The sequence below is a fragment of the Pseudonocardia sp. MH-G8 genome, from assembly GCF_002262885.1.
Classification (GTDB): Bacteria; Actinomycetota; Actinomycetes; order Mycobacteriales; family Pseudonocardiaceae; genus Pseudonocardia.
On sequence record NZ_NKYF01000006.1, the window covers coordinates 103,190 to 127,827 of the forward strand.

Consider the following 24,638-nt stretch of genomic DNA (forward strand, 5'->3'; position numbering starts at 1 on the left):
GAGATCAGGGTTCGGTCACGCCGGCGGCGACAGCAGCGGTGCGAGCGCCTCGTCCGCCGCGTCCAGCGCCGTGAGCGCGGCCTTGTAGGTGGCCGCCTCGGTGTAGCGGATCGGGATCGTGCGGCCGGCCTGCACGGCGGGCAGCAGCTGCCACAGCGGCGAGTCGAGGACCTGCTGCACGCCCTCGCGGACCGACCCGTCGGGCTCGGCGCTGTAGGTGATCACCTCGGCCCCACCGAGGCTCGCCTGCAGCTCCTCGAGCGAGGTGTACTCGCTGACCGCCCGCGAGCCCGGGCCCGGCTCGCGCACCTCGCCGTAGTAGGAGACGCCGAGGTCGTTGAGGACGTTCGTGCCCCACGAGCCGTCGAACTCCCGATGGAAGGTGCCGCGCGCCACCTCGCCGTACGCGCCGACGTGGCCGAACCGCAGCGACCCGACGGCGGGCGCGTACTCCTCCTCCAGCCCCGCGGCCTTCGCCTCGTACTCGCCGCGCAGGGCGTCGAAGGCGGGCAGCACGCCCGCCGCGTCCGCCTGCCGCTGCGACACCTCCCGCCACTTCGACGGGATCGTCGGACCGATCGCCACGACCGGCGCCACCGACTCCAGGAGCTCCACGTCGACGTCGGTGAGGATCGGGGCGGGCACCCCGATCACGATGAGGTCGGGATCGACCCTGGCGATCGCCTCGTAGTCGGTCTCCGCGGCCAGTTCGCCCGCGACCTTCTCCAGCCCGTCGTAGGCGGCCTTGTCCTCGGGGCTCATCAGTGGGACGCCCCGCTCCCACGTCGAGATGCCGACGAGCGGGGCTCCGGTCTCGATCAGCGCGGGCACGGCGTAGCCGGTGGCCACGATGCGCTGCGGCGCCACGGGGATGCTGACCTCGCCGTTGTCGGCGGCGAAGATCCGTGTCGGCGGCTGGGCCCCCGTCTCCGGCGTGCTGGCCTGCTCCGGCGAACCGCAACCCGCCACGACGAGGGCGAGCACCGCCGCGCAGGTGGCGACGAGGCGCGACGACGCGTGCGGTCTCACGGGATTCCTTCGGGCTGTGCGGGTCGCGTAGCTCACGGGCGGGAGGTCAGGTAGCCGCCCATGTGCGGGAAGAAGTCGGCGGCGTCGAACTCGCGGCCGTCCTCGCTGCGCACCCGCTCCAGCACTACGCCGCGGTTGCGGCCGCGCCGCGCGTCGGCACCCGCGACGATCACGACACCCCGGCCGCGCCGGATGACGATCCGCCCCGGTGTCCCGCCGATCACGTCGTCGGTCACCGAGGCCGACAGCACCCGCAGCCGCTCGCCCCGGTAGTAGCAGTAGGAATTCGGGTACGGGTCGGTCTGGGCGCGGACCAGGTTGAAGACGTCGCGCGCCGGCCACGACCAGTCGATGCGGTTCTCCTCGTCGGTGCGGCGGTGGAAGTAGGACGCCGCCTTCCGGTCCTGCGGGACGGGGACGGCCCGGCCCGACGCCACCAGTTCCAGCGCGTCCACCGTGATCGGGCCGAACATGGCCAGCGTGCGGTCGAACAGGTCGACCACGGTGTCGTCGTCGGTGACCGGCGTCGAACGCTGCAGGAGGATGCCGCCCGCGTCGAACTCCTCGTTCATCACGTGCGCGGTGACGCCGACCTCGGGCTCGTCGTTGATCAGCGCCCAGTTCAGCGGGGCGAACCCGGCGTAGGCGGGCAGCAGCGCGTCGTGCACGTTGACCGTGCCCAGCCGCGGGATCGAGAACACCGCGGGCGAGAGCCACGTGCGCCAGTTCGAGACCACCATGACGTCGGCCTCCGAGGCCAGGACGGCGTCGCGGACCTCCACGTCGTCGGCGCGCTCCCGCACCAGCAGCGGGATGCCGTGGTCGGCGGCCAGCTCCGCCACCGACTCGTTGAAGATCTTCTCGTACGCGTTGTCGCTGTCGGGGTGCGTGACGATCAGGGGAACCTCGTGGCCGGCGTCGAGCAGTGCCTCGATCGTCCGCCGTCCCCAGGTCATGTATCCGAACGCGACAACCCGCATCCCGCTCTCCTTCTATGTCTCAGTGGTCGTGGTCGTGGTCGTGGTCGGGGTTGCCGGGGTCGTTGTGGTCCTCGTCGAAGTTGGCGACGCCACGCCTCCAGTAGCCGGTGATGTCGCAGTCCTCCCGCGGGATGCGCAGCTCGTCGCGCACCCAGCGGCGCAGCGGCTTGAGCACGCCCGCCTCGCCGGCGAGCCACACGAAGACGCGCTCGCCGCGCGGCACCTGCACGGTGCGGACGGCGCGCTCCAGCACGTCGCTGGTGCCCGGCGCCGCGGGGCCGCGGTGCAGCCACCGGACGACGACCCCCTCCGGCGCGTCCAGCTCGATCTCCTCGGACGCGTCGGCGACCTCGATGAAGGCCCACCCCGCCGCGGTGCGCGGCAGCTCCTCCAACCGGCGGGCGATGGCCGGCAGGGCCGTGATGTCGCCGCCGAGCAGGTAGCTGTCGTAGCGGTCGGGCACCACGACGCCCCCGGGCGGCCCGGCCACGTGCACGCGGACGCCGGGGGCGACGCTCGTGGCCCAGTCCGCCGCGAGGCCGCCCGCGTGCAGCGCGATGTCGATGTCGATCTCCCGGGCGGCCGCGTCGTAGCGGCGCACGGTGTACTCGCGCGTCACCGGCAGCGGGCGCGGCCAGGCCAGCATGAGCCCGTCCGGCTCGGGGAGCCGCAGCTCGCCGCGCTCGTCGGGGAAGATCAGCTTGACGTGCTCGCACGGTGCGTGGCTCTCGAAGCCCTCCGCACCGTCGCCGCCGAGGGTGAGGCGCAGCAGCGCCGACCCGACCATCCGGGTGCCGAGCACCTCGCACTCCCGCAGGCGGATCGGGTAGGGCACCCGCGCGCTGCTCGCGCCTGCCCTGACCTCGCCGATCCGTTCCAGGTGCCGTTCGCGCGTCATCGCTGCACCATCATCTCTGCGCCATCGCCGTGCGCAGGCTGCGCGGGCGCAGGTCGCTCCAGTGCCGTTCGACGTGCTCCAGGCACGCCGCGCGGGTGTCCGGCCCGAAGACCGGGCGCCAGCCCGCGGGAACGGGTGCGAAGTCGGGCCACAGGCTGTGCTGGTCCTCGCCGTTGACGAGCACGCGGAACGTGCCGTCCGGGTCGTCGAACGGGTTCATCCGGGTTCTCCCACCAGTTGTTCCCAATGCCGCAGGTCGGGCTGCTCGGCCAGGTCGGCGAACTCCAGGCGGGTCGCGCCGGCCTGGCGCCAGTGCTCGACCAGCGACATCAGGCGGATCGAGTCGACGCCGCGGTCGAGCAGGTCCTCGTCGGGGTCGATCTCGGCGGGGTCGCAGCCGAGGAGGTCGGCCACGTCGGCGCGGATGCGTTCGGGGGCGAGCGCCGCCTTGCCCCCAGCGGCGGTGTCCTCGGCGTTCATCCGGCCGCTCCCGCCGGCACCCGCGCACCCAGCGCCTCGAGCACCGCGGCGGTGGTCGTGACCACGCCGCAGCGCTGCGCCACGTACTCCAGCGCCTGCTCGTGGTGGCGGCGGGAGAAGTCCGCCACGCCGTCGGCGACGAGGAACGGGCGGACGTCGCGCATGAACGCCTCGACGGCCGTGGCCTGGCACCCGATGTGCGCGTACACGCCGGTGATCACCAGCTCGTCGCGGCCGCGGGCGGCGAGCTGCTCGGCGAAGGTGCTGCGCTGGAACGCGCTGTAGCGCCACTTGGTCAGCCGCACGTCCGACGGGGCGGGTGCGAGCTCGTCCACGATCTCGGCGGCGGCCGGGTCGGCGTCGATCACCGAGCCGATGCCGTCACCCCAGAACTCGGTGAGCAGCCCCCTGTCGCGGGGGTCCTGCCGCCCGGGCTGCGCGGTGTAGAACACCGGCACCCCGCGCTCCCGGCAGGCCGCGACGAGCGCGGCGACGTTGCGCACCAGGCCCGCCAGCGGCTGCGCGTCGGGCGCGTAGGCGGCCAGGAAGTAGCGCTGCATGTCGTGGACGAGCAGCGCGGCGCGTGAGGGATCGGGACGCCACCCGACGCGCCCGGACGGCACGTCCGCGGCGTCGGGCAACGGGTAGGGCTCGATGCGGGGCAGGGACATGCTGCTCACCTCTCCTTCGACGACGCTGCGGGCACCAGCGACCGGGTGATCGCGGCACGCAGCTCGCGCTTGCTGGTCTTGCCGACGGGGGTGGCCGGGAACGCGTCGACCACCAGCACCCGGTCGGGCACCGTGAACGCGGCCACCCCGCGTTCGCGCACGAATCGGCGCAGCTCGGCGGGCGTCGGCTGCGCGCCCGCGACGGGCACGACGTAGGCGCAGCTGCGCTCGCCCAGGTACTCGTCGGGCACCCCGACCACGGCCGCGTCGAGGACGTCCGGGTGGGCCATGAGGTGGTTCTCGACCTCCTCGGCCGCCACCTTCTCCCCGCCCCGGTTGATCTGGTCCTTCACGCGCCCGACCACCTCGACGTGCCCGGACTCCAGACGGCGCACGAGGTCGCCCGTGCGGTAGAAGCCGTCCGGGGTGAACGCGGTCCGGTTGTGCGCGGCGGCCCGGTGGTAGCCGCGGATCGTGTACGGCCCGCGCGTGAGCAGGGCACCGGTCTCCCCCGGCGCCACGTCCGCGTCCGTGGCCGGATCGACCACGCGGAGCTCGTCGTCGAGTGAGATCGGCCGGCCCTGGGTGCCGAGGACGAGGTCGGCGGGGTCGTCGAGGCGCGTGTAGTTGACCAGTCCCTCGGCCATGCCGAACACCTGCTGCAGCGCGCAGTGCAGCGCCGGCCCGATGCGCGCGGCCAGCTCGGCGCCGCACTTGGCGCCCCCGACCTGCAGCACCTCCAAGCTGCCCAGGTCCAGCTCCGTTCGCGCGGCCGCCTGCACCCAGGCCGCGGCGATCGGCGGCACCACGCCGGCGATCGTCACGCGCTCGGCCTCGATGAGCCGGAACGCCGTGTCGGCATCCGGGCGCGGGGCCAGCACGCAGGTGCCTCCCGCGTGCAGCGTGCCGAGCACCCCGGGCGAGCTCAGCGGGTAGTTGTGCGCCACGGGCAGGGCAGCCAGGTAGACGCTGTCCGGGGTCAGCCGGCAGATCCGGGCGCTCTCCCGCACGCTGTAGAGGTAGTCGTCGTGGGTGCGCGGGATGAGCTTCGGCAGGCCCGTGCTCCCGCCCGAGAGCTGCAGGAACGCCACTCCCGACGGATCGGGGTCGGGTAGCTGCCTCGGCTCGCGGGCCAGCTCTTCCAGGTCGATCGTCCCGGCAGCCGGCGCCCCGAGCACGATGATGTGGCGCACCGACGCCACCCGGTCCGCGACGCGGCGCGCCATCGCGGCGTGGTCGTACCGGTCGTGCGCGTCGACGGTGACGATCGCGACGGCCTCGGCCTGCTCCGCGAAGTGCACGAGCTCGGTGTCGCGGTGCGCGGGCAGCGCGAACACCGGCCACGCCCCCACCCGGAACAGGGCGAACACCACCGGCAGGAACTCCGCCACGTTGGGCAGCTGCACGACGACCCGGTCGCCGGCCCGCACGCCCAGCTCGACCAGGCCGGAGGCCAGGCGGTGCGCGCGCTCGTCCAGCTCGGCGTAGCTCCAGCGGGCACCCTCGCCGACGACGGCCGTACGGTCGGCGTGCGCCTCCGCCAGCGCCGTGAGCAGGGCGCCGAACGTCTGCCCGCGCCAGTGCCCGGCTGCGCGGTAGCGGGCCGCGAACGCGGGTGGCCACGGCGTGTGGTCGGGGCCGCTCACACGTCCTCCAGCCCGATCGCGCGCAGCAGGGTGCGGAACTTGGCGCCGGTCTCGGCCAGCTCGGCATCCGGGTCGGAGCCCGCCACGACGCCCGCGCCCGCGAACAGCCGCACCGTGTCGCCGCTGACCTCGGCGCTGCGCAGCGTCACCGCCCACTCGCCGTCGCCGCCGGCGTCGCACCAGCCCACGAGGCCGCTGTAGTACCCGCGGTCGACGCCCTCGATCTCGCCGATCGCGCCGCGTGCCGCCGCCGCCGGCGTGCCGCACACCGCGGGCGTCGGGTGCAGGGCCTCGGCCAGCGCGAGCGAGGACACCGACGGGTCGTCGAGGCGCCCGCTGATCGGGCTCGACAGGTGCCACATCGTGGCCGTGCCCAGCACGTCGGGGTACGCGGGTACCTGCAGGTCGGTGCAGAACCGGCCGAGCACCTCGGCGACCTGCGCGGTCACCATCGCGTGCTCGCGACGGTCCTTGTCCGATGTGCGCAGCCCCGCGATCCGACGGGCGTCCTCGGCGGCGTCGCCGGCCCGCGGGCGGGAGCCGGCGAGCGGGTTGGCGCGCACGACGTCACCGGTGCGGGAGACGAGCAGCTCCGGGCTCGCGCCCACGAGCGTGCGCGGGGCCGCGTCACCGGGGGCCGTGACGTCGACGGCGAACGCGTGCGCGGCGGGGTCGGCCGCGACCAGCCGCGACAGCAGGGCCGGCACCGCGACGACCCGGTCCGCCGTCAGCTCCAGGCTGCGCGCGAGCACCACCTTCTCCAGCGAGCCGTCGCCGATCAGGGCCAGCGCGCGCCGCACCCCGTCGACGTAGTCCTGCGGCTCCGGGCGCCGCCGCACCGACCAGCGGCCCGGCAGCGGCGGCGGGGCGGGCGCCGCGCTGCGGGCGCCGGCCCGGCGGACCAGCGCGGGCACCACGAGGCACGCCTGCGCGGCCGCCGCGAAGCCGAGCGCGCCGACCACCACCGGCTCGTCCACCCCCGACGCCGCGGCGTCGGCGAGGGCGGTCGCGGCGGCGTCGGCCCGCGACCCGCGGCCGGTGTCGACCAGCGCGTGCACGCCGTCGGCGAGCAGGCTGCCGCTCGTCGAGGAGTAGAAGAACGAGCCCGGCAGGTAGGCCGCCAGCAGGTCGGCCGCGCGGTGCTCGGGGCGCGGCCGGTCCAGGGCCGGTATGGACACGTGGGTGTTCCTTTCGCCGGTGGGGGGAGTCAGGCGCCGAGTGCGGCGCCGCCGTCGACGGTCAGCGACTGCAGGGTGATGTGGCGGGCCGCGGGCCCGGACAGGAAGAGCACGGACGCGGCGACGTCGGCGGGTGCCGCGATCCGGCCCAGCGGGATGCCCACCCGGAACTGCTCCGCGACGCCCTCGACGACGGCCTCGGTGCCGGCCCCTGCGGGCAGCGAGGCCTGCAACATCGGAGTGTCGGTGGAACCCGGGCACACGACGTTGCAGCGCACGTGCGGCGCGAGCTCCAACCCGAGGCAACGCGTGAGCGCCACCGCCGCCGCTTTCGACGCCGCGTACGCCGCCATCCCGGTGCGCGGGACGGCGGCGGCGTTCGACGCGACCGTGACGATGCTGCCCGTGACGTTGCTGCCCGTGCCCCGCCGGTGCATGCGCCGCCCGACCGCCCGCCCGGTGTTCCAGACGCCCGTCGCGTTGACCGCGAGGCAGGTGTGCCAGTCGGCGTCGTCGAGGTCGAGCACGGGCCCGCCGCGCAGGACACCGGCCACGTTGACGAGCGCCCCGATCGGGCCGGCCTCGTGTTCGACGTGGGCGACGGCCGCCTCGACGGCCTCGGCGTCGGCGACGTCGGCGGTGACCGCCAGGGCACCCAGCTCCGCCGCGACCTCGTGCACGGCCTCGTCCCGGTCGAGCAGGGCGACGGGAGCGCCGGTGGCGGCGAACGCGCGCGCCACCGCCGCCCCGATCCCGCGCGCCGCGCCCGTCACCAGAGCGAGGGCAGGTTCGGGTGGGGCGAACGGCGGCACGAACTACTCCAGTGGTCGGTCAGGCAAGGCTCTCCTAACCAAACACGGCCCGGGGTCCCGCGCAAGAGGCCGGCCACGCTCCGGAAGTAAGGCTAACCACACCGTCAACCGCTTGCGGGGTTCCCGCTGAGGTCGTCGCCGCCGCGCCGGGCGGCGTCCACGGCGCGAAGTTGCTGGTCGCCCGGCTGCAGCCCGAACATCGCCGCCACCCGCCCCACGAGCTCGTCCTCGCCCATCCCCACCTCGACGTGGACGACCTGCAGCCCCAGACGCCGGGTCCGTTCGGCGAGCCGGTCGGTGAACATCCGGTCGCGCTCGAGCAGGTTGTGCAGGGCGCGCTCCGGGTCGGCGGTGCGGCCGGGGATGTCCCAGGTGCTGCCGCGGCTCTCCAGCGCGGCGCGGCGGAACCGAGGCGTCGGGAGGAGCCACACCGCCTGCGCCGGTTCGGCCAGCAGCGGAGCCACCAGCGACGGCAGGAGCCGGAAACCCTCCGCGACGACCGGCCCGTCCGGCGCGAGCCCCAGGAGGTCCTCGACCACCAGGTCGAAGCCCTCGCCGCGGAACCAGTGGAAGGTGTCGAGCATGACCTCGGGCGAACGGCGGGCCCAGCGTTCGTCCATGTCCATCGCCATGAAGTCGGCCAGGTGGGGCGCGCTCTGCGCGTCGAGCCGCGCGGCGTGCGCGGACATCACGTCGTCCGTGGCGTAGACGCGCAGGTCGAAGGCCGCGGCGAGGCGGCGCGCGACGGTGGACTTGCCTGCGCCGCTGCCGCCGCCGATCCAGAACGTGCGGTGCAGTGCCGCGGCGGTCCGGTCGTCCGATCCCACCGCGGCACCGTACGCGACGGTCAGGGGATGATCAGGTCCTCGACAGCCGCTTCCCCGACCTGCGCGGTGTGCCGGTCGACGCCGAGGCCCCACGCGGTCTGCCGCGGCGGCACCCAGGCGGTGCTCCACCGGTCCAGCAGCATCGCGACCTTGGTGCGCATCTCGGTGCGCAGGCGGCGGAACGAGTCCTCCGGGTCGGTGCCGACCTGCCCGAGCAGCAGCCACCACGCCCAGGCGGCGGCGCCCGCGTTGGCCACGAAGTCCGGGATCACGGGGATGCCCCGGGCGCTGAGCATGTCCTCGGCTTCCGGGGTGGTCGCGTTGTTGGCCGCCTCGACGACGACCCGCGCGGCCACGTCGTAGGAGTTGTCGGGCGTGATGGCGTAGGAGATGGCGGCGGGCACCAGGACGTCGACCTGCATGGCGATCACGGCCGCGCGCGGGAGCTGCTGGACGTCGGCCGGCAGGCGCGAGCGGTCGACCTCGCCGTAGGAGTCGCGCAGGTCGAGCAAGGCCGGGATGTCCAGCCCCTCCGGGCGGTACAGGGTTCCCGCCGCATCCGCGACGGCGACGACCCGCATGCCGGCCTCGTGCAGGTACCAGGCGGCGCCGCCGCCCATCGTCCCGATGCCCTGGACGGCCACGGTGGTGTCGGGCAGCGGCCAGCCCCAGGAACCCGCGGCCGCGAGGCACGCCTGCGCCACGCCGTACCCGCCGATCACGTCGCCGAGCAGGCCTCCCGGCACCGGCGTGTCCAGGCCGGCGCGCACGCGGCGCAGGGTCTGCTCCGGATCGGCGGAGCGGCGGATCGCGGCGTGGTAGGACTGCCCGAGCCCGATTCGGGCGAAGACCTCGTCGATCAGGTGCTGCGGCACGCCGAGGTCTTCCGCGGTCACCCAGTGGTCGTCCAGCCAGGGGCGCATGGCCTGGCAGAACCGCTCGAGGACCCCGACGGCGCGCGGGTCCTTCGGGTCGAAGTCGATGCCGCCCTTCGCCCCGCCGACGGGCAGGTCGAAGACCGCGGTCTTGGCCGCCATCCCGCGGGCGAGGTCCTCGACCTCCGACATGGTGGCGCCGGCCCGCATCCGGGTGCCACCGGTGGCCAACCCGGAGATCAGCGAGTGCACGACGAGGTAGCCGTGGGTGCCGGTGACGGGATCGGTCCACGTCAGCCGCAGCAGGGGCTCGGTGTCCCGCGGGCCCGCACCGCCCGCCGGGGGCACCGCGTGCAGCGTCTGCTCGCCGGCCGGCCCCATGGGGTCCTGCATCGTCGTCACTCGACTCTCCTCCACTCCTGTACTCGACCTGCGACCACCGCTTCGGCGCAGCACCCGGAGCCGCTGCACCGGTGTGCGGTGCAGCGGCTGTTGCCGTGCGGAGGATCCGGGGCTGTCGGCAAACTCGCCCGGATGACCCCAGAGTGCGCCGACCCGGAGGTCGGCGTCCAGTTAAGGATCATGCACAGTGGGGTTCACGGTTCCTACACAGCGCGAGCGACCCGTTCCGGCACGCATACGCGCGATGACGGTGCCGCACTGCTTACTCTGAGCCGTGTGGAGCTCTCGCTGCAGCGGTTGCGGATGCTTCGGGAACTGCATCGGCGAGGCACCGTCACGGCCGCCGCCTCGGCGATGCACTACACCGCCTCGGCGGTGTCCCAGCAGCTCGCCCAGCTCGAGCGGGACGTGGGCGCGAAGCTGTTCGAGCGGCTCGGCCGCCGCGTCCAGCTCACCGACCTCGGCATGGTGCTGGCCGAGCACGCCGAGGAGATCCTCTCCTCCGTCGAGCGCGCCACCCTCGCGTTGGAGGAGGCGCAGCAGTCGGTCTCCGTGCGGCTCACCGCGGGCGTGTGGGCGTCGGTCGCCTCGGGCCTGCTGCCCTCCGCGCTCACCGCGCTCGCCGCCGAGCACCCCGGCATCCAGGTCCGCACCCGGGAGCTCGCGCCCGAGGACACCGCGGGCGCGGTGCGGGAGGGCGCGCTCGACTTCTCCTTCGTCATCGACTACTCGAGCTACACGATGCCCTGGGACTCGGCGCTGTCCCGGGCGGAGATCGCGGTCGAACGCCTGCACGCGGCCGTCCCCACCGGAGCCCTCCCCTCGGCGACCGTGGCCCTGCCGGAGCTGGCCGAGCACCCCTGGATCCTCGCCGGCCCGCGGTCGCACTTCGGTCGCGCGGTGCGGATAGCGTGCCAGCGCAGCGGCTTCGAGCCGACCATCAACCACGAGGTCGGGGAGCAGACCACGGCGCTCGCGATGGTCGCCGCAGGCCTCGGCGTCACCCTCGTCTCCGACCTCGGGCTCTCCCTGTGCCCACCCGGTGTGGACGTCGTGGCGCTGACCGAGCCCGTCATGCGCACGGTGTCGATCGCCTACCGTACGAAGGACGCCCGCAGGACGTCGCTGCAACTGGTCATCGAGGCGGTGCGGGCCGCGGCGGCCGCGAAGGGCCTCGGCGCGCAGACGTCCACCCCCACGGTCATGTGACCTGGCCCCACCGACCCTCCACGGAGACGAACCACAGATGCAGATCACGACGGTGTGGCGCTACCCGGTCAAGTCGATGCTCGGGGAGCGCCTCGACGACGTGCGCCTGACCGAGGCCGGACTCGCCCACGACCGCGCACTCGCGCTGGTCGACCGCACGACGGGCCTGGTCGCCACCGCCAAGCACCCGCGCCTGTGGCGGACCCTGCTCGCGCATTCGGCCGCCGTCGACGGCGAGCGGGTGCTGATCACCTCACCCGCGGGGTGGACGCGCGAGGCGACCGCGCCCGGCGTGGACGAGTTGCTGTCCGACGGTCTCGGCCGTGCGGTCCGGGTCGCCTCGGAGCGCCCCGACGGCGCCACCGTCGAGCGCCCCGCGCCGGAGGACGTGCTGGACCAGGGCGTGGACGCGGTCGTCGCCGCGGCCACCCTCCAGATCGGGCAGGGCACGCCCGGAACGACGTTCGTCGACTACGCACCGGTGCACCTGATCACCAGTGCCACGCTGGCCGCGATCGGCGCCGAGCAGGTCCGCTACCGCCCCAACCTGGTCGTCGAGACGCCGCCGGGCACGCCGGGGTTCGTCGAGAACAGCTGGGTCGGCCGCGAGTTCGTCGTCGGGGAGGCGGTGCTGCGGATCGCGCTGCCGACCCCGCGGTGCGCGGTGCCGACCCTCGAGCACGGGCCCCTCCCCCGCGCCCCGCACGCCGTGCGGACGCTGATGGCGGACAACCGGGTGGACGTCCCCGGGTTCGGGGTGCTGCCGTGCGCCGGGTGCTACGCCGAGGTCGTCCGGCCCGGGGTCGTGCGGGTCGGGGACGAGGTGGTCCCGGCCGCGGGCGACGGCCGGGACTGAGCCGGGTCAGCGGCGGTCGACCGCCGGCGTGCCGTCGAAGACACCGGAGTGCCGTCCGACGTGGTCGATCCGGACGGTGGCGGTGGCCTCGTGGGCCGCCAACCCCTCGAACGCCGAGATCCGCTCCACGGCCGGGGCCAGCGAGGCCGTGCCCTCCTCGGCCGCGCGCTGGTAGGTCAGCGGCTTGAGGAAGCGCGAGACCGACAGCCCGGCGTTGTAGCGCGACGTCTTGCCCGTCGGCAGGACGTGGTTGGTGCCGGCGATGCCCTTGTCCGAGTAGGCGACGGTGCTCCACCGGCCCAGGAACACCGAACCGTAGTTCGTCAGGTTCTCGAGGTAGTAGTCGTCATCGGCCGTCTGGATCTCGAGGTGCTCCGGCCCCCAGACGTCGCTGACCGCCACGGCCTGTGCCGCGTCGCGCGCCACCACGATCGACCCGAAGTCGCGCCACGCCGCCCCCGCGATCTCGCGGGTCGCGAGGGTCTCGAGCCTGCGGTCGATGGCGGTGCCGACCTGCGCGCCGAACACCTCGGAGGTGGTCACCAGCGCGGAGGGCGAGTTCGGGCCGTGCTCGGCCTGGCCCAGCAGGTCGGCGGCGACCCAGTCGGGATCGGCGGTCTCGTCGGCGATCACCGCGACCTCCGACGGTCCGGCGAGCAGATCGATCCCCACCTGGCCGAACAGCTGGCGCTTGGCCTCGGTGACGTAGGCGTTCCCGGCGCCGACGAGCATGTCGACCGGGGCGTCGTCGAGCAGGCCGAAGGCCATCGCGGCCAGCGCCTGCACCCCGCCGATGGTGAAGACGCGGTCCGCGCCGGAGAGGTGGGCGCCGTAGAGCACCGCGGGGTGGGCGCCGTGCTCGCCCGACGGCGGGGTGCAGGCCAGCACGGTCGGGACGCCGGCGGCCTTGGCCACGCCCACGGTCATGAACGCGCTCGCGAGCAGCGGGAACCGCCCGGCGGGCAGGTACGCGCCGACCCGGCCGACGGGGACGTAGCGCTGCCCGCAGACGACCGAGGGTGCGAGCTCGATCTCGAAGTCGACCAGGTGCTCGCGCTGGGCGAGGGCGAAGCGGTTGGTCCGCTCGTGGCCCAGTTCGAGCGCGGCCCGCACGTCGGCCGGCAGGGCAGCACCGGAGCGGCGCAGCGCGGTCTGATCGAGTTCCAGCGCACCGGACCAGCCGTCCAGCTCCTGGGAGAACCGGCGGACGGCGTCCAGGCCTCCCCGCTCGATCTCGGAGAGCATCTGCGAGACCCGCTCGACGACCTTCGGATCGCGTTGGGCCGGGGGGCCGTCGACGGCGGGCCTCTTGAGCCACGTCAGGGGCCCCAGCGCGGCGGCCTCGGCGGAAGTGATCTGCATGGCGCCGGACGGTAGGCAGATCCCGGCCACAGGACCAGAGGGGTGACTCCTGGGGAATTCATCGGGTAGCCCTGGAGGTCGCGGTCAGTGCAGCTCGTCGTCGGCCGTTCGGCCTCGGGGCCGCGGCCGCGGCGCGGATGCCCGGACCTCGCTGATGGCGTCGTCGGCGAGCCGGGCGAACTCGCGCGTGGCCCGCGACAGGGGGCGGTCCCGTCGACGGGCGAAGGCGATGGTGTCGAACAGCGGCTCGGCGAACGGGGTGACGTGCAGCCCGTCCGGGAACACCGCGCTCCGCGCGAGGGCGGACCCGACGATCGTGTCCCCGATACCGGCGGCCACGAGCTTCAACGCGGCTTCGACGTGCTCGATCTCGATCATCGGCTCGAGGCGCACCCCCGCGAGCTGGGCGCGGTCGGCCAGCTGCCGGCGGGTCGGGTCCCGCCAGCCGAAATGCGCGTCGTAGAGGACCAGCCGGGCCTGCGCGAACCGCTCGATCGTCATGGGCGAGGTCGTCATCGCGGGGTCGGCGCTGACGTAGAGCACCTCGTCCTGCATGAGCGGGCTGATGACCAGGTCCTCGTCGTCGACCGGCAGCACGATCAGCCCGGCCTCGATCTCGCCCGCGGCGATGGCCGCCGCGGTCTCGGCCGAGTTCTGACCGACGAGCCGCACCCGCACCGCGGGGTAGCGGCGGTGGAACGTCTGCACGAGGTTGCCGAGCAGGTAGTAGTCGGCGTTGCGCAGGATCCCGAAGGTCGCGGTGCCCCCTCCGAGCGAGCCCAGCGAGGTGACCGCGCGCGAGCCCTCGTCGGCCGCGGAGATGCTCTCCCGCGCGTAGGGCAGCAGCTCCTGCCCCGCGGCGGTCAGGGAGAGCCGCCGGGGGCCGCGGACGAACAGGACGGCGTCGAGCTCCTCCTCGAGGCGCCGGATCAGCTCCGACACCGACGCCTGGGCGATGTCGAGCTGCCTCGCCGCCGCGGTGAAGGAGCCGGACCGCTGCGCGGCGACGAAGGCCCGCAGCTGGTTGAGCGTCATGCGGCCGCCTCTCGCATCCCACAGGGTTGGGTCAGGGCAACCCTATGGGAACTGTAGCCCTACCCGACTACCCCTATGGCTCGCCGGGCTCTAGCGTCCCCGCCGACGCGACACACAGGCAACGGAGGTCGTCGCAGGCGCATCTCCACCTCGTCGATCCCGCCGGGGTCGATCCGACGGAGGAAACAGGGCATGGCGTCCACGATGACGAGCAACTCGCGCAAGGCCACCGTCGCCGGCGCGATCGGCAACTTCATCGAGTGGTTCGACTACAGCATCTACGGGTTCATGGCGGTCACGATCGCGGCGGCCTTCTTCCCGGGCGAGGACCCGACGGCCGCGCTGCTGGCGACGTTCGGGGTCTTCGCGTTGCCGGTGATCACCCGCCCGCTGGGTGGTGTGGTCTTCGCCCGGTTCGGTGACCGGATCGGGCGCAAGCGCACGCTCGCGCTCGTGTTGATCCTGATGTCGCTGTCGACCGGGTCGATCGGCCTGATCCCGAGCTACGCCGCCATCGGCGTCGCCGCCCCGCTCCTGCTCGTCGTGGCGCGGATCGTGCAGGGGTTCTCAGCAGGCGGTGAGTACGCCGGGGGTGCGGCCCTGATCGCCGAGAGCGTCCCGGCGAAGCGGCGGGGCCTGATGGTGAGCCTCATGCCCTCGAGCACCGGCTTCGGGCTGCTCGCCGGCTCGATCTTCGCGGTCGTCCTCGCCGGCGCGCTCACGCCCGATCAGATGCAGTCCTGGGGCTGGCGCGTCGGGTTCCTGATCGCGATCCCGCTCGGCGTCGTCGGCCTCTACATCCGGCTGAGGCTGGAGGAGACCGCGTCGTTCACGGAGCTGGCCGAGGCCGACGAAGTCGCGACCTCGCCCGTCCGCGAGACGCTGCGGACCCACCTGGCCGACGTGCTCAAGGTCGCCGGCATCGCACTGGGGCAGACGGTCTGCTACTACGTCGTGCTGGTCTACACACCGACGTTCCTGCGCACCGAGCTCGGCTACAGCCAGAGCAGCTCGCTGGTGTCGACGTCGCTCGCGATCGCGGTGTACGCGCTGACGATCCCGGTGGCGGGCCGGCTGTCGGACCGCATCGGCCGCAAGCCCCTGCTGTTCGTGGGGTCGATCGCCATGCTGGTGCTGATCTTCCCGACCTTCCTGCTCATGCAGGGCGGCGCCCACCCGGTTCTCGTCGCGGTCCTGCAGGTTCTCGCGGGCGGCCTCGCCCTGGGGTGCTACACCGGCCCGCTGGTGTGCACCTGGGTGGAGCTGTTCCCGACCCGCGTCCGCTACACCGGCGTGTCGCTGGGCTTCAACCTCTCGGTCATCGCGTCGGTGTCCTCGCCGTTCATCCTGACCTGGCTGATCTCGGTCACCGGGAGCGGCCTCATGCCCGCCCTGTACGTCGCGATCGCCGTCGCGGTCTCGCTCCTGACCTTGTTCGTCCTGCCGGAGACTGCGCCGGCCCTGGGTGCCCACGACCACGTCGCTCCCGCCGCCCGGCACCGCCGGCCCGGAGCGGGCACCGACTCCGTCCCGTCCCACACCGAGGATGCGCGATGACCGATTCCGCTGACGGATCACGGCCGGGCGGGGACCTCGTACCGGAGACGATCTCGGGGTTGCCTCCAGGAGCCCGTCGCGTGTGGGTCGAGGTTCCCCGCCCGGGCGGCGACCCGGCCGCGTGGTGCTACTCCGACCGGCGCGCCTACCGGCCCGGGGACACGGTCGAGTTGTGCCTCTCGGCGACGACCTCCGAGCTGGACCTGCGGATCTACCGCGACGGCGCCCGCGAGGAGACCGTGCACCACGCCCGGCTCACCGCGGTCGCGTTCCAGCCGGTGGCCGAGGACTCCTACCGCACGGGCTGCGGCTGGTCGGTCAGCGCCACCGTCCCCCTTCCCGACGACCTGCCACCCGGGCCCTACGTCGTCGAGATGCGCGACCACCACGCCCCCGGCAACGCGCATCCCCTCGGGCACCACTTCTTCGTCGTCCGCTCCCCCGCTCCCCGACCCGGCGCGATCGCCCAGGTGCTGGCGACCTGCACGTGGTCGGCCTACGACGACTGGGGCGGGGCGAACCACTACTTCGGCCTGCACCCGGGCACCGCGCGCGGCCGCTCACCCGTCCTGTCGACGCAGCGCCCGTGGGCCCGCGGGCAGATCTGGCTGCCGGCGGGCGCCCCGCGGATGGTCACCGAGCACCGGCCCCGCGGGCCGCAGCCGCCGCGCTACGAGTTCGCCGAGTGGGCCTACCTCCACGGCTACGCGAAGTACTACGCCGCCGCGGGCTGGGCCAGCTACGAGCGCCACTTCTTCCGCTGGGCCGAGGCCCAGGGGTACGAGGTCGACCTGCTCGTCCAGGAGGACCTGCACGACCCGGACGAACCGCTCGCGCCCTACCGCTGCGTCGTCTTCGCCGGCCACGACGAGTACTGGACCGCCGAGATGCGGACCCGGGTGGACGAGTACGTCACCGCGGGCGGGCACGTGGCCCGCTTCGCCGGCAACTTCATGTGGCAGATCCGCCTCGAGGACCAGCTGCGCAGGCAGGTCGCCTACAAGTACGACGCCGCCACCCGCGACCCGGTGGCGGCCACGGGAGCACGGCACCTGCTGACCGGCGCGTGGGAGGACCCCGCGGTGGGCAACCCCGGCGCCACCACCTTCGGCGTCAACGCGCTGCGCGGCATGTACGCCGGGTTCGGCGCGTTCGCACCGCGCTCCTCACGGGGATACACGGTGTTCCGTCCCGAGCACTGGGCGTTCGCCGGAACCGGTCTCGGGTACGCCGACACCTTCGGCGACGAGGCCGCGGTGTTCTCCTACGAGGTCGACGGCCTCGACTACGACTTCCGGGACGGGCTGCCCCACCCCAGGGGCACCGACGGCGCGCCGGAGAACCTCGAGATCCTGGCGATGAACTGGTCCACGGCCGCCGAGGCCGGGCGGGAGGTGGACGAGGCCCACTTCATGCTCGGCGACGGGGACGCGCGCTTCCGGGCCGGCATCGCGGGCGAGCCGTACTCCGGGGAGAACCGCGGCCGCTTCCGCCGTGGCGCCGGCATGATCGTCTCCTTCCCCCGGGGCCCGGGCGAGGTCTTCACGGCCGGCACCTGCGAGTGGGTCAACGGGCTGCGTCTCCAGGACCCGTACGTCACGGGCGTCACGCAAAACGTGCTGCAGCGGTTCCTGCGGTGATCGGGCCGGACGGCCCGCCGTGGCAGGATCGGCTTATGGCCTCGACCTTCGCCGTCCTCTACACCTACACCGACGACACCGCCCTGCGCGACGACACGCGCCCCGTGCACCGGGAGTACCTGCGCAGCCTCGCCGACCAGGGGGCGCTGCTCGTGGCCGGCGCCTGGGCACCGGCCGAGGCGCCCGGCGGCCTGCTGGTCTTCCGCGCCGAGGACAAGGCGGCGGTGCAGGTGTTCGTGGACGACGACCCGTTCACCACGGCGGGCGTGGTCGCCCGCGCCGAGATCCGCGAGTGGGCGCCGCCGCTCGGCCCGCTGGCGGACGCGCTGAACGGAGGCTGACCGGCACCGGACGGCCATCAGGTGGGCGGGGTGAACCGGCCGTCCACGGCCGTCCAGCCGCCGTCGACCATCACCGTGGAGCCGGTCACGTAGCTCGCGGCCTCGGAGGCGAGGAACACCACGGCTCCGGCGACCTCGCGGGGCTGGGCCCACCGCCCTAGGGCGCCCTTGGTGGCGTAGGCGCGGTACCACTGCGGGTCGGCCTTGATCTGCGCGGTGAGCGGGGTCTCGACCACGCCGGGGGCGACGGCGTTGACCCGCACGCCGGCCTCGCCGAACTCCGCCGCCGCCGTCTTGACCAGCTGGATCGCCCCGGCCTTGGTGGCGGCGTACACGGACTGCCCGGGCTCGACCACCTGGCCGCGCACGGAGGAGAAGACGATGATGCTCCCGCTCCCCCGCGTCACCATGGCCCGTCCGAAGGCCTGCAGCACGGTGAAGGTGGCCTTGAGGTTGAGCCCGACGACGCGGTCGAACTCCTCGGGCGCGTAGTCGAGGATCCGCTTGCGGACGTTCGTGGCCGCCGTGAGCACGAGGACGTCGATCGCGCCGAGCTCGCGCGCCACCCTCTCGACGGCGCCTGCGTCGGTCACGTCGAGCGTGACGGCCTCGCCGTCGACGGCGGCGGCGGTCTCCCCGGCGGCCACGGCGTCCCGGTCCGCGCAGACGACCTCGGCGCCGTGCGCGGCGAGGGCGAGCGCGACCTCGCGTCCGATCCCACCGGCTCCGATCAGCAGGGCGCGCTTGCCGTCGAGCCGGAACAGCGTGCTGTAAGGGTTGTCTGGCATGCCATCCAGAAGACGGTCACGGCCGGCGGGGCGCAAGTGCTCGCGGCCGTTCCCGAGGAGGATCTCGATGACGACGACCGACGACCCGGCCGCGGGGGACACCAGCCCGCCCGAGGTTCCCGCCCCCGCCCCGCAGCCGGCCCGACCCGGCCACACCGTCCCGCCGCGTCAGAAGGTCGCCCGGCGTGTCCCGAAGTGGTCCGAGGTCCGTCCGCTGCTCCGGTTCGAGCCGTTCCGCCCGAGCGCCCGGCAGCGCAGGTTGGCCCGGGCCGTCACCGTCGAGGATCTCCGCGCCGCCGCACGGCACCGCGTGCCGCGCTCGGTGTTCGAGTTCGTCGACGGCGGCGCCGAGGACGAGCTCACCCTCCGCCGCACGCGCGAGGCCTTCGACCGGGTCGAGTTCCGGCCGCGCGTCCTCGGCGGAGCGGCCACGGTCGACCCGTCGACCACGCTCTTCGGGCACCCGTCGACGCTCCCGGTCGTCCTCGCCCCCACCGGCTTCGCTCGCCTGTCCCACCACGAGGGCGAGCGGGCGGCGGCCCGCGCCGCGGCCACCGCGGGCGTCCCCTTCGCGCTGACGACGATGGGCACCGTCTCGATCGAGGACGTCGCCGCCGTCGGCGGGCCGGACGCGCAGCGGTGGTTCCAGCTCTACGTCATGCGCGACCGCGGCCTGACCGTCGAGCTGATCCACCGGGCGAAGGCGGCCGGCTACTCCGTCCTCGCCATCACCGTCGACACCCCGGTCACCGGGCAGCGGCGCAGGGACGTGCGCAACGGGTTCTCGGTGCCGCCGAAGCTCACGCCGCGCACCGTCCTCGACATCGCCCGGCGCCCCGCGTGGTGGCTCAACCTCCTCACCACCGAGCAGTTGGTCTTCGCCACCATCCCGGCCGGCGAGCCGGCGGCCCACGCCGCGTTCATCGACGGCGTCTTCGACCCCGCCGTGTCGTTCGACGACCTCGCCATGGTGCGCGAGGCGTGGGACGGGCCCCTGGTGCTCAAGGGGATCCAGACCGTCGAGGACGCGCGCAGGGCCGCCGACCACGGCGCCGACGGCGTCGTCATCTCCTCCCACGGCGGGCGCCAGCTGGACCGCTCACCGGTGCCGCTGGAGGTGCTGCCCGAGATCGTCGCGGAGCTGGGCGACCGCCTCGACGTCCTCCTCGACTCCGGGGTCCGCACCGGGGCGGACGTCGCCGCCGCCGTGGCGCTCGGGGCGAAGGCATGCCTCGTCGGCCGCCCCTACCTCTACGGCTTGATGGCGGGCGGCGAGGCCGGCGTCGACAAGGTCATCGAGATCCTCGGGAGCGAGCTGAGGCGCACGATGCACCTGCTGGGCGTCTCGCAGATCGACCAGCTGGACCCGTCGCTGGTCCGGCTACGCCCCTGACGACCGAGCAGGCACCGCTTGTGCCGATCACAGCCGCGTGATCTCCGGTCACTCGAGGACTACCGAGTTCGTCAGGGCGGCCATGTTGCCGTCGGCGTGGCGCACCTCGACGCGGACGAATGCGGACTCCTGCGCGCTCGTGCCCCACTCGACCGCGCCGGTCCCGGCGGCGGGCAACGAGGTCCGGTGCACCGATCCCCTGTCGGTGTGGATGCTGACCGTGCCGGACGGCACTCCACGCACTTCGAGCCGCAGCACCGCCTGCAGGTCGAGGGTCTGCAGCCGTTCTCCGATCCCGGCGGCGCGCTCGCCCGCCGAGACCGTGAGCGACAGGTCGACGGCGGCGGACCCCGCGACCCAGCTCCGGCCGGCCCGGATGGCATCCAGCACCGCCACCACGCTCAGCTCCTCCGCCAGCACGACGGTGTGCGGGGTACCGATCTGTCCCTCCAGGTGGGCGTCGCTGTTCCCCATCGCCGGGATCCACCGCCCGCGGTGGACGCCCACGGTCAGATTGCGACCCCACTCGGCCAGCGCCGCCTCGTTGTCGGCCTGCCACACCTGGTCCGAGGTCCACAGCCCGTTCCAGACCTCGATGACGTCGAACCCCTCGTAGGGGTACATGAAGGTGCCCGAGACGTACGGCGCGTGCGGGTGCGCCGCCACGCAGAGCCCGCCGACCCGGTGCACCCGGTCCAGGTGGCGGTCGATGACGCCGTCGCGGAGGCGGTACCGCCAGTCGATCTCCTGGCCCGGCTCGATGCCGAGGGCCAGCCAGTGCCCCGTTCCCGTGGTGACCTCCTGGCCCAGGACCACCACGAGCTCCCCACCGGTGCGCGGGCCCCACAGGCCGTGCCCCGCGGACGTGTTGTGCTCCGTGGTCGCGATGAAGTCCAGGCCCGCGCCACGGGCTTCGGCCACGATCTGCTCGGGCGTCAGGTCGGCGCCGTGCGAGTACGCAGAATGCACGTGGCAGTCGCCGCGGTACCACTTCCGCCCGGATGCCCCAGCCACCTGCGCAACCTACTGGCGATCAGTGCAACGACCGCCCCCCGTCGACGCCGAGGGTCGAGCCGGCACTCAGGTGCCGCAGTAGGTGACGTGGGGGCCGCGGCCCGCCGGTGCCGGCTCCGCGTAGCGCTCGAGCCCCGGACGTTCGACGAACGGGTCGGTGACGACCTCGACGAGGCGGTGGAACGGCGCCATGTCACCCGCGGTGGCCGCGGCCAGCGCCTCCTCGACCAGGTGGTTGCGCGCGATGTAGACGGGGTTGACCCGGTCCATCGCCGCCGCCACGGCGCCGCGGTCCCGGGGCAGCTGCTCCTCCCACCGCGCGGCCCACCCGTCGAACGCCTCCGGCTCGGAGAACAGGGACCGCGCCTGCCCTCCCCGCAGGTGCGACGACAGCGAGCGGAAGAACGTCGTGTGGTCCACGCGCTGGCTGTGCAGCAGCGCCAGCAGCTCCTGGACCAGGGCGGGAGCCTGCTCCTCCAGACCGAGCTTGGCCGCCATCCCCCTCGCCCAGTGGTCCTCGTAGCGCGCGACGAAGGAGGTGACCACCTCGGTGGCGGCCTCGACCGCCACATCCACGTCGTCGTCGATCAGCGGCACCAGCGTCTCGCCCAGCCGCGCCAGGTTCCACTGCGCGATGCCCGGCTGGTTGCCGTAGGCGTACCGGCCGGCGTGGTCGATCGAGCTGAAGACCGTGTCGGGGTCGAAGGTGTCCATGAACGCGCACGGGCCGTAGTCGATGGTCTCCCCGGAGATCGTCACGTTGTCGGTGTTCATGACGCCGTGCACGAACCCGACGAGCATCCATCGGGCCACGAGGGAAGCCTGCGCGTCGACGACGCGCCGGTAGAGCTCCAGGGCGGGGTTCTCCGCCTCGGCGGCCTCGGGGTGGTGGCGCGCGATCGCGTGGTCGGTGAGCGCCCGGAGGACCTCCGGTTCGCCGGACGCGGCCGCGTACTGGAACGTGCCCACCCGCAGATGGCTGGCTGCGACCCGCGCGAGCACCGCCCCCGGCAGCACCGTCTCCCGCACGACCTTGTCGCCGGTGGCGACCACGGCGAGCGCCCGGCTGGTGGGGATGCCCAGCGCGTGCATCGCCTCCCCCATCACGTACTCGCGCAGCATCGGCCCGACGGCTGCCTTCCCGTCGCCGCTGCGGGCGAAGGGGGTGCGCCCGGAGCCCTTCAGGTGCAGGTCCCGGCGGCGCCCGCGCACGTCGACGAGCTCACCGAGCAGCAGCGCCCGCCCGTCCCCCAGCCGCGGCACGTAGCCGCCGAACTGGTGGCCGGCGTAGACCTGCGCGACCGGGCGCGCGCCGTCCGGGACCGCCGTGCCGACGAGCAGGCCGACACCGGCCGGCCCCCGCAGCGCCTCCGCGTCGACCCCCAGCTCTGCGGCCAGCTCCTCGTTGAGGGCCAGCAGGGCGGGTGCAGGGGCCGGCGCGGCCGTCCACGGCACCGACAGCTGCGGCAACGCGTCCGCGTAGGAGTGGCCGAGATCCAGCAGCGGTGGGGCGCTGACGCTCATACCCCGAGGCTACGTGCCCGATTCGACCCGCCGGGCGGCGTCACGCGCTCCCGGGTCGGCCCGTCCGCAACAACACCGTGGCGGCGACGATCAGCACACCATCGCGGTAGACCCACAGGTCAGGGGCAGGACAGGGCACGAGCGTCTCCCGAGCTTGCCTCGAAGACGCGCCGACCCTGCCACCAGACGCGTGCCTGTCCCGCTTTCTGCCGCCGACGCAACCGCGTTCCCGCGCCCGATCGAACCGGTCCGGACCGGTTTCCGAGGCGGATCGGGCGAGAACGCTTGACCATGCCGCGACGGCACGCCGTCGACTGTCCCCAGTCGGTGCGATCGCCGGCGGACCGCTGTCGGAACGAGGTGAGGTCGTGGCCTGGAGCACCCGCGAGATCGCCGAGCTCGCCGGCACCACGCTGCGCACGGTGCGGCACTACCACGACGTCGGGCTGCTCCCCGAGCCCGAACGCCGCCCCAACGGCTACAAGCAGTACCGCGTCGCCCACCTCGTCCGCATCCTGCGGATCACCCGGCTGACCGGGCTCGGGTTCTCCCTCTCCCGGATCGCCGCGATGGGCGGCGCCGACGACCACCCCGAGGACGCCCTGCGCGCCCTCGACGCCGAACTCGCCGCGACCATCGCGCGGCTGCAGCGGGTACGCCTCGAACTCGCTGCCTACCAGGCGGAGCCCGCAGGCTGCCGGACGGCGGCGTTGAGCCGGTTCCAGGCGTTGATCGCCGAGATCGACACCAGCAGCGACGAGAGTTCCGCCTCGTCGTAGTGACGGGCGGCGTCGTCCCACACGACGTCGGGGACGGCGTCGGGCCGGTCCGCGAGCCGGGTCACGCTCTCGGCGAGCGCGAGTGCCGCCCGCTCGGCGTCGCTGAAGTAGGGCGACTCGCGCCACGCGCCGACGCCCCAGATCCGCTCGTCCTTCTCACCGGCGTCCTTGAGCTCGCGCGCATGCATGTCCACGCACACGCTGCAGCCGTTGATCTGGCTCGCCCGCAGGTGCACCAGGTGGTGCGTCGTCTCGGGAACGGTGCCCGACTGCGCGGACCTGCTCAACGCGAGCAGCGCCTTCATCGCGTCCGGCAGCACCTTCATGGGGTGGGTCATCCGAGCCTGCATCATGTTCCTCCTGCGGTCACATCCGCCCGTCCGGGCCGGTCATGGAGGGAGACCCGCGGGACCGTGAGGATGTGACAGGTGCAGGACAACGAATTCTGGGCGGCGCAGTTCGAGCAGCACCGGCCCCGCCTGCGGGCTGTGGCCTACCGGATGCTCGGCTCGCACGCCGAGGCCGACGACGCCGTGCAGGAAGCGTGGTTGCGGCTCTCCCGCGCATCCGGGGACGACGTCGAGAACGTCGGCGGCTGGCTCACGACGATCGTGTCGCGCCAGTGCCTCAACATGCTCCGCTCGCGGGCCACCCGGCGCGAGGACCCGCTCGACGTGCGGTTGCCCGACCCGGTCGTGGAGTCCGGAGACGGGGTCGACCCGGCCGAGCAGGGTGTCCTCGCCGACTCCGTCGGCCTCGCGCTGCTGGTCGTGCTGGACGCACTCGATCCCGCGGAGCGGCTCGCATTCGTGCTGCACGACATGTTCGCGGTGCCGTTCGAGGAGATCGCCCCGATGGTGGACCGGAGCCCGGCCGCCGCGAGGCAGCTGGCCAGCCGGGCCCGGCGACGCGTCCGGGGCAGCACACCCGCCGGGCGGCCCGATCGCACCCGCCAACGCCAGATCGTCGACGCCTGGCTCGCGGCGGCCCGCGGCGGCGACCTCCAGGGGCTGGTCGCGCTCCTGCACCCGGACGCCGTGCTGCGCGTCGACACCGGCGGCGCCGGCTCGACGCTCCTGCGGGGCGCGGCCGCGGTGGCCGGGCAGGCCGCGAGGTTCCGGGCGGGCGGGCTCCGGTCGCGGTTCGCGGTGGTCAACGGCGGCCCCGGCCTCATCTCCGTGGTCGAGGGCCGCATCACGGGGGTCCTGGCCTTCACCGTCGACGAGGGTCGGATCGTCGAGATCGACATCCTGGCGGACCCACGCCGACTGGCGGCACTCGACGTCGTGCCCTGACCGGCCGAAGGCCGCAGGTCGCGCGCTACCCTTGCCGGCGAATCGTG

24 protein-coding genes and 1 pseudogene are annotated in these 24,638 nt (G+C 73.8%); 8 read left to right on the forward strand and 17 right to left on the reverse strand.

Features of this window, described 5'->3' with window-relative positions:
- Positions 1–15: 15 nt before the first annotated feature.
- From CFP66_RS16610 to CFP66_RS16660, 11 genes are all read right to left on the reverse strand, one after another.
- Positions 16–1,029 (reverse strand): ABC transporter substrate-binding protein, encoded by a 1,014-nt coding sequence (locus tag CFP66_RS16610; protein ID WP_233159485.1) that lies wholly within the window; start codon positions 1,027–1,029, stop codon positions 16–18.
- 32 nt (positions 1,030–1,061) lie between these two features.
- The gene (locus CFP66_RS16615) at positions 1,062–2,009 is read right to left on the reverse strand and encodes a methionyl-tRNA formyltransferase (RefSeq protein WP_094925036.1); all 948 of its coding nucleotides are present in this window, start codon (positions 2,007–2,009) and stop codon (positions 1,062–1,064) included.
- A gap of 19 nt (positions 2,010–2,028) precedes the next feature.
- Positions 2,029–2,907 carry a siderophore-interacting protein gene (locus tag CFP66_RS16620; protein WP_094925038.1) on the reverse strand — a complete coding sequence of 293 codons (879 nt, stop codon included), beginning with the start codon at positions 2,905–2,907 and terminating at the stop codon, positions 2,029–2,031.
- 10 nt (positions 2,908–2,917) lie between these two features.
- Positions 2,918–3,127 (reverse strand): MbtH family protein, encoded by a 210-nt coding sequence (locus tag CFP66_RS16625; RefSeq protein ID WP_094925040.1) that lies wholly within the window; start codon positions 3,125–3,127, stop codon positions 2,918–2,920.
- The gene (locus CFP66_RS16630) at positions 3,124–3,387 is read right to left on the reverse strand and encodes a phosphopantetheine-binding protein (protein WP_094925042.1); all 264 of its coding nucleotides are present in this window, start codon (positions 3,385–3,387) and stop codon (positions 3,124–3,126) included. The genes CFP66_RS16625 and CFP66_RS16630 overlap by 4 nt, the downstream gene beginning before the upstream one ends.
- Positions 3,384–4,058, reverse strand: coding sequence for an isochorismatase family protein (locus CFP66_RS16635; protein ID WP_094925525.1), 675 nt, complete (start codon positions 4,056–4,058; stop codon positions 3,384–3,386). Before CFP66_RS16635 ends, CFP66_RS16630 begins: the two co-directional genes overlap by 4 nt.
- A 5-nt stretch (positions 4,059–4,063) precedes the next feature.
- Complete coding sequence (locus tag CFP66_RS16640; protein ID WP_094925044.1) at positions 4,064–5,704, reverse strand: (2,3-dihydroxybenzoyl)adenylate synthase; 1,641 nt, start codon at positions 5,702–5,704, stop codon at positions 4,064–4,066.
- Positions 5,701–6,882, reverse strand: coding sequence for an isochorismate synthase (locus CFP66_RS16645; protein ID WP_094925046.1), 1,182 nt, complete (start codon positions 6,880–6,882; stop codon positions 5,701–5,703). Before CFP66_RS16645 ends, CFP66_RS16640 begins: the two co-directional genes overlap by 4 nt.
- Positions 6,883–6,911: 29 nt before the next feature.
- Positions 6,912–7,655, reverse strand: coding sequence for an SDR family oxidoreductase (locus CFP66_RS16650; protein ID WP_233159486.1), 744 nt, complete (start codon positions 7,653–7,655; stop codon positions 6,912–6,914).
- Between the two features lie 143 nt (positions 7,656–7,798).
- Positions 7,799–8,521 (reverse strand): hypothetical protein, encoded by a 723-nt coding sequence (locus CFP66_RS16655; RefSeq protein WP_198961496.1) that lies wholly within the window; start codon positions 8,519–8,521, stop codon positions 7,799–7,801.
- Between the two features lie 20 nt (positions 8,522–8,541).
- Entirely contained in the window at positions 8,542–9,777 is a 1,236-nt protein-coding gene (locus CFP66_RS16660) for a Glu/Leu/Phe/Val dehydrogenase dimerization domain-containing protein (protein WP_094925527.1), read from the reverse strand.
- A 297-nt stretch (positions 9,778–10,074) separates the two neighbouring features.
- Between CFP66_RS16660 and CFP66_RS16665 the strand changes: the two genes are divergently transcribed.
- Together CFP66_RS16665 and CFP66_RS16670 are read left to right on the forward strand one after the other, a co-directional pair.
- A complete protein-coding gene (locus CFP66_RS16665) occupies positions 10,075–11,007 on the forward strand; it encodes a LysR family transcriptional regulator (protein WP_094925050.1) in 933 nt (310 codons plus the stop codon).
- 37 nt (positions 11,008–11,044) lie between these two features.
- Positions 11,045–11,863, forward strand: coding sequence for an MOSC N-terminal beta barrel domain-containing protein (locus CFP66_RS16670; RefSeq protein ID WP_094925052.1), 819 nt, complete (start codon positions 11,045–11,047; stop codon positions 11,861–11,863).
- Between the two features lie 6 nt (positions 11,864–11,869).
- Here CFP66_RS16670 and hisD read toward each other — a convergent pair whose 3' ends face one another.
- Positions 11,870–13,225 (reverse strand): histidinol dehydrogenase, encoded by a 1,356-nt coding sequence (gene hisD, locus CFP66_RS16675; protein ID WP_094925529.1) that lies wholly within the window; start codon positions 13,223–13,225, stop codon positions 11,870–11,872.
- Between the two features lie 84 nt (positions 13,226–13,309).
- On the reverse strand, positions 13,310–14,260 hold the full coding sequence (locus CFP66_RS16680) for a LysR family transcriptional regulator (protein WP_094925054.1): 951 nt from the start codon (positions 14,258–14,260) through the stop codon (positions 13,310–13,312).
- Positions 14,261–14,452: 192 nt separating this feature from the next.
- Here CFP66_RS16680 and CFP66_RS16685 point away from each other — a divergent pair, with 192 nt between their 5' ends.
- The 3 genes from CFP66_RS16685 to CFP66_RS16695 are packed head-to-tail and all read left to right on the forward strand — an operon-like array spanning position 14,453 to position 17,798.
- The gene (locus tag CFP66_RS16685; RefSeq protein WP_158228118.1) at positions 14,453–15,817 is read left to right on the forward strand and encodes an MFS transporter; all 1,365 of its coding nucleotides are present in this window, start codon (positions 14,453–14,455) and stop codon (positions 15,815–15,817) included.
- The gene (locus CFP66_RS16690; RefSeq protein WP_094925058.1) at positions 15,814–17,457 is read left to right on the forward strand and encodes a N,N-dimethylformamidase beta subunit family domain-containing protein; all 1,644 of its coding nucleotides are present in this window, start codon (positions 15,814–15,816) and stop codon (positions 17,455–17,457) included. The genes CFP66_RS16685 and CFP66_RS16690 overlap by 4 nt, the downstream gene beginning before the upstream one ends.
- A 35-nt stretch (positions 17,458–17,492) precedes the next feature.
- On the forward strand, positions 17,493–17,798 hold the full coding sequence (locus tag CFP66_RS16695; RefSeq protein WP_094925060.1) for a YciI family protein: 306 nt from the start codon (positions 17,493–17,495) through the stop codon (positions 17,796–17,798).
- Between the two features lie 17 nt (positions 17,799–17,815).
- Here CFP66_RS16695 and CFP66_RS16700 read toward each other — a convergent pair whose 3' ends face one another.
- Positions 17,816–18,586: an SDR family NAD(P)-dependent oxidoreductase gene (locus tag CFP66_RS16700; RefSeq protein ID WP_094925531.1), complete on the reverse strand. Its 771-nt coding sequence runs from the start codon at positions 18,584–18,586 to the stop codon at positions 17,816–17,818.
- A 67-nt stretch (positions 18,587–18,653) separates the two neighbouring features.
- On the opposite strand from CFP66_RS16700, the gene CFP66_RS16705 reads away from it, so the two are divergent.
- Positions 18,654–19,979 (forward strand): alpha-hydroxy acid oxidase, encoded by a 1,326-nt coding sequence (locus CFP66_RS16705; RefSeq protein ID WP_094925062.1) that lies wholly within the window; start codon positions 18,654–18,656, stop codon positions 19,977–19,979.
- Between the two features lie 48 nt (positions 19,980–20,027).
- On the opposite strand, the gene CFP66_RS16710 is transcribed toward CFP66_RS16705, so the two are convergent.
- On the reverse strand, positions 20,028–20,993 hold the full coding sequence (locus CFP66_RS16710; protein WP_198961497.1) for a CehA/McbA family metallohydrolase: 966 nt from the start codon (positions 20,991–20,993) through the stop codon (positions 20,028–20,030).
- Between the two features lie 66 nt (positions 20,994–21,059).
- Positions 21,060–22,517 carry a YdiU family protein gene (locus CFP66_RS16715; RefSeq protein ID WP_094925067.1) on the reverse strand — a complete coding sequence of 486 codons (1,458 nt, stop codon included), beginning with the start codon at positions 22,515–22,517 and terminating at the stop codon, positions 21,060–21,062.
- A 368-nt stretch (positions 22,518–22,885) separates the two neighbouring features.
- Here CFP66_RS16715 and CFP66_RS16720 point away from each other — a divergent pair.
- A pseudogene (locus CFP66_RS16720) lies at positions 22,886–23,188 on the forward strand (MerR family transcriptional regulator); the annotation flags it as partial.
- A 2-nt stretch (positions 23,189–23,190) separates the two neighbouring features.
- On the opposite strand, the gene CFP66_RS16725 reads toward CFP66_RS16720, so the two are convergent.
- The gene (locus tag CFP66_RS16725) at positions 23,191–23,646 is read right to left on the reverse strand and encodes a carboxymuconolactone decarboxylase family protein (RefSeq protein WP_094925533.1); all 456 of its coding nucleotides are present in this window, start codon (positions 23,644–23,646) and stop codon (positions 23,191–23,193) included.
- Positions 23,647–23,724: 78 nt separating this feature from the next.
- Between CFP66_RS16725 and CFP66_RS16730 the strand changes: the two genes are divergently transcribed.
- On the forward strand, positions 23,725–24,591 hold the full coding sequence (locus tag CFP66_RS16730; RefSeq protein ID WP_094925069.1) for a sigma-70 family RNA polymerase sigma factor: 867 nt from the start codon (positions 23,725–23,727) through the stop codon (positions 24,589–24,591).
- Positions 24,592–24,638 lie beyond the last annotated feature (47 nt).

Bases quoted from the DNA above. Each gene is read 5' to 3' on its own strand.
- CFP66_RS16660 (WP_094925527.1), bottom strand. From the start codon at position 9,777: ATGGGGCCGGCCGGCGAGCAGACGCTGCACGCGGTGCCCCCGGCGGGC.
- CFP66_RS16635 (WP_094925525.1), bottom strand. From the start codon at position 4,058: ATGTCCCTGCCCCGCATCGAGCCCTACCCGTTGCCCGACGCCGCGGAC.
- CFP66_RS16625 (WP_094925040.1), bottom strand. From the start codon at position 3,127: ATGAACCCGTTCGACGACCCGGACGGCACGTTCCGCGTGCTCGTCAAC.
- CFP66_RS16615 (WP_094925036.1), bottom strand. From the start codon at position 2,009: ATGCGGGTTGTCGCGTTCGGATACATGACCTGGGGACGGCGGACGATC.
- CFP66_RS16620 (WP_094925038.1), bottom strand. From the start codon at position 2,907: ATGACGCGCGAACGGCACCTGGAACGGATCGGCGAGGTCAGGGCAGGC.
- CFP66_RS16715 (WP_094925067.1), bottom strand. From the start codon at position 22,517: ATGAGCGTCAGCGCCCCACCGCTGCTGGATCTCGGCCACTCCTACGCG.
- CFP66_RS16685 (WP_158228118.1), top strand. From the start codon at position 14,453: ATGGCGTCCACGATGACGAGCAACTCGCGCAAGGCCACCGTCGCCGGC.
- CFP66_RS16705 (WP_094925062.1), top strand. From the start codon at position 18,654: ATGACGACGACCGACGACCCGGCCGCGGGGGACACCAGCCCGCCCGAG.
- CFP66_RS16630 (WP_094925042.1), bottom strand. From the start codon at position 3,387: ATGAACGCCGAGGACACCGCCGCTGGGGGCAAGGCGGCGCTCGCCCCC.
- CFP66_RS16695 (WP_094925060.1), top strand. From the start codon at position 17,493: ATGGCCTCGACCTTCGCCGTCCTCTACACCTACACCGACGACACCGCC.
- CFP66_RS16725 (WP_094925533.1), bottom strand. From the start codon at position 23,646: ATGCAGGCTCGGATGACCCACCCCATGAAGGTGCTGCCGGACGCGATG.
- hisD (WP_094925529.1), bottom strand. From the start codon at position 13,225: ATGCAGATCACTTCCGCCGAGGCCGCCGCGCTGGGGCCCCTGACGTGG.
- CFP66_RS16680 (WP_094925054.1), bottom strand. From the start codon at position 14,260: ATGACGCTCAACCAGCTGCGGGCCTTCGTCGCCGCGCAGCGGTCCGGC.
- CFP66_RS16670 (WP_094925052.1), top strand. From the start codon at position 11,045: ATGCAGATCACGACGGTGTGGCGCTACCCGGTCAAGTCGATGCTCGGG.
- CFP66_RS16700 (WP_094925531.1), bottom strand. From the start codon at position 18,586: ATGCCAGACAACCCTTACAGCACGCTGTTCCGGCTCGACGGCAAGCGC.
- CFP66_RS16690 (WP_094925058.1), top strand. From the start codon at position 15,814: ATGACCGATTCCGCTGACGGATCACGGCCGGGCGGGGACCTCGTACCG.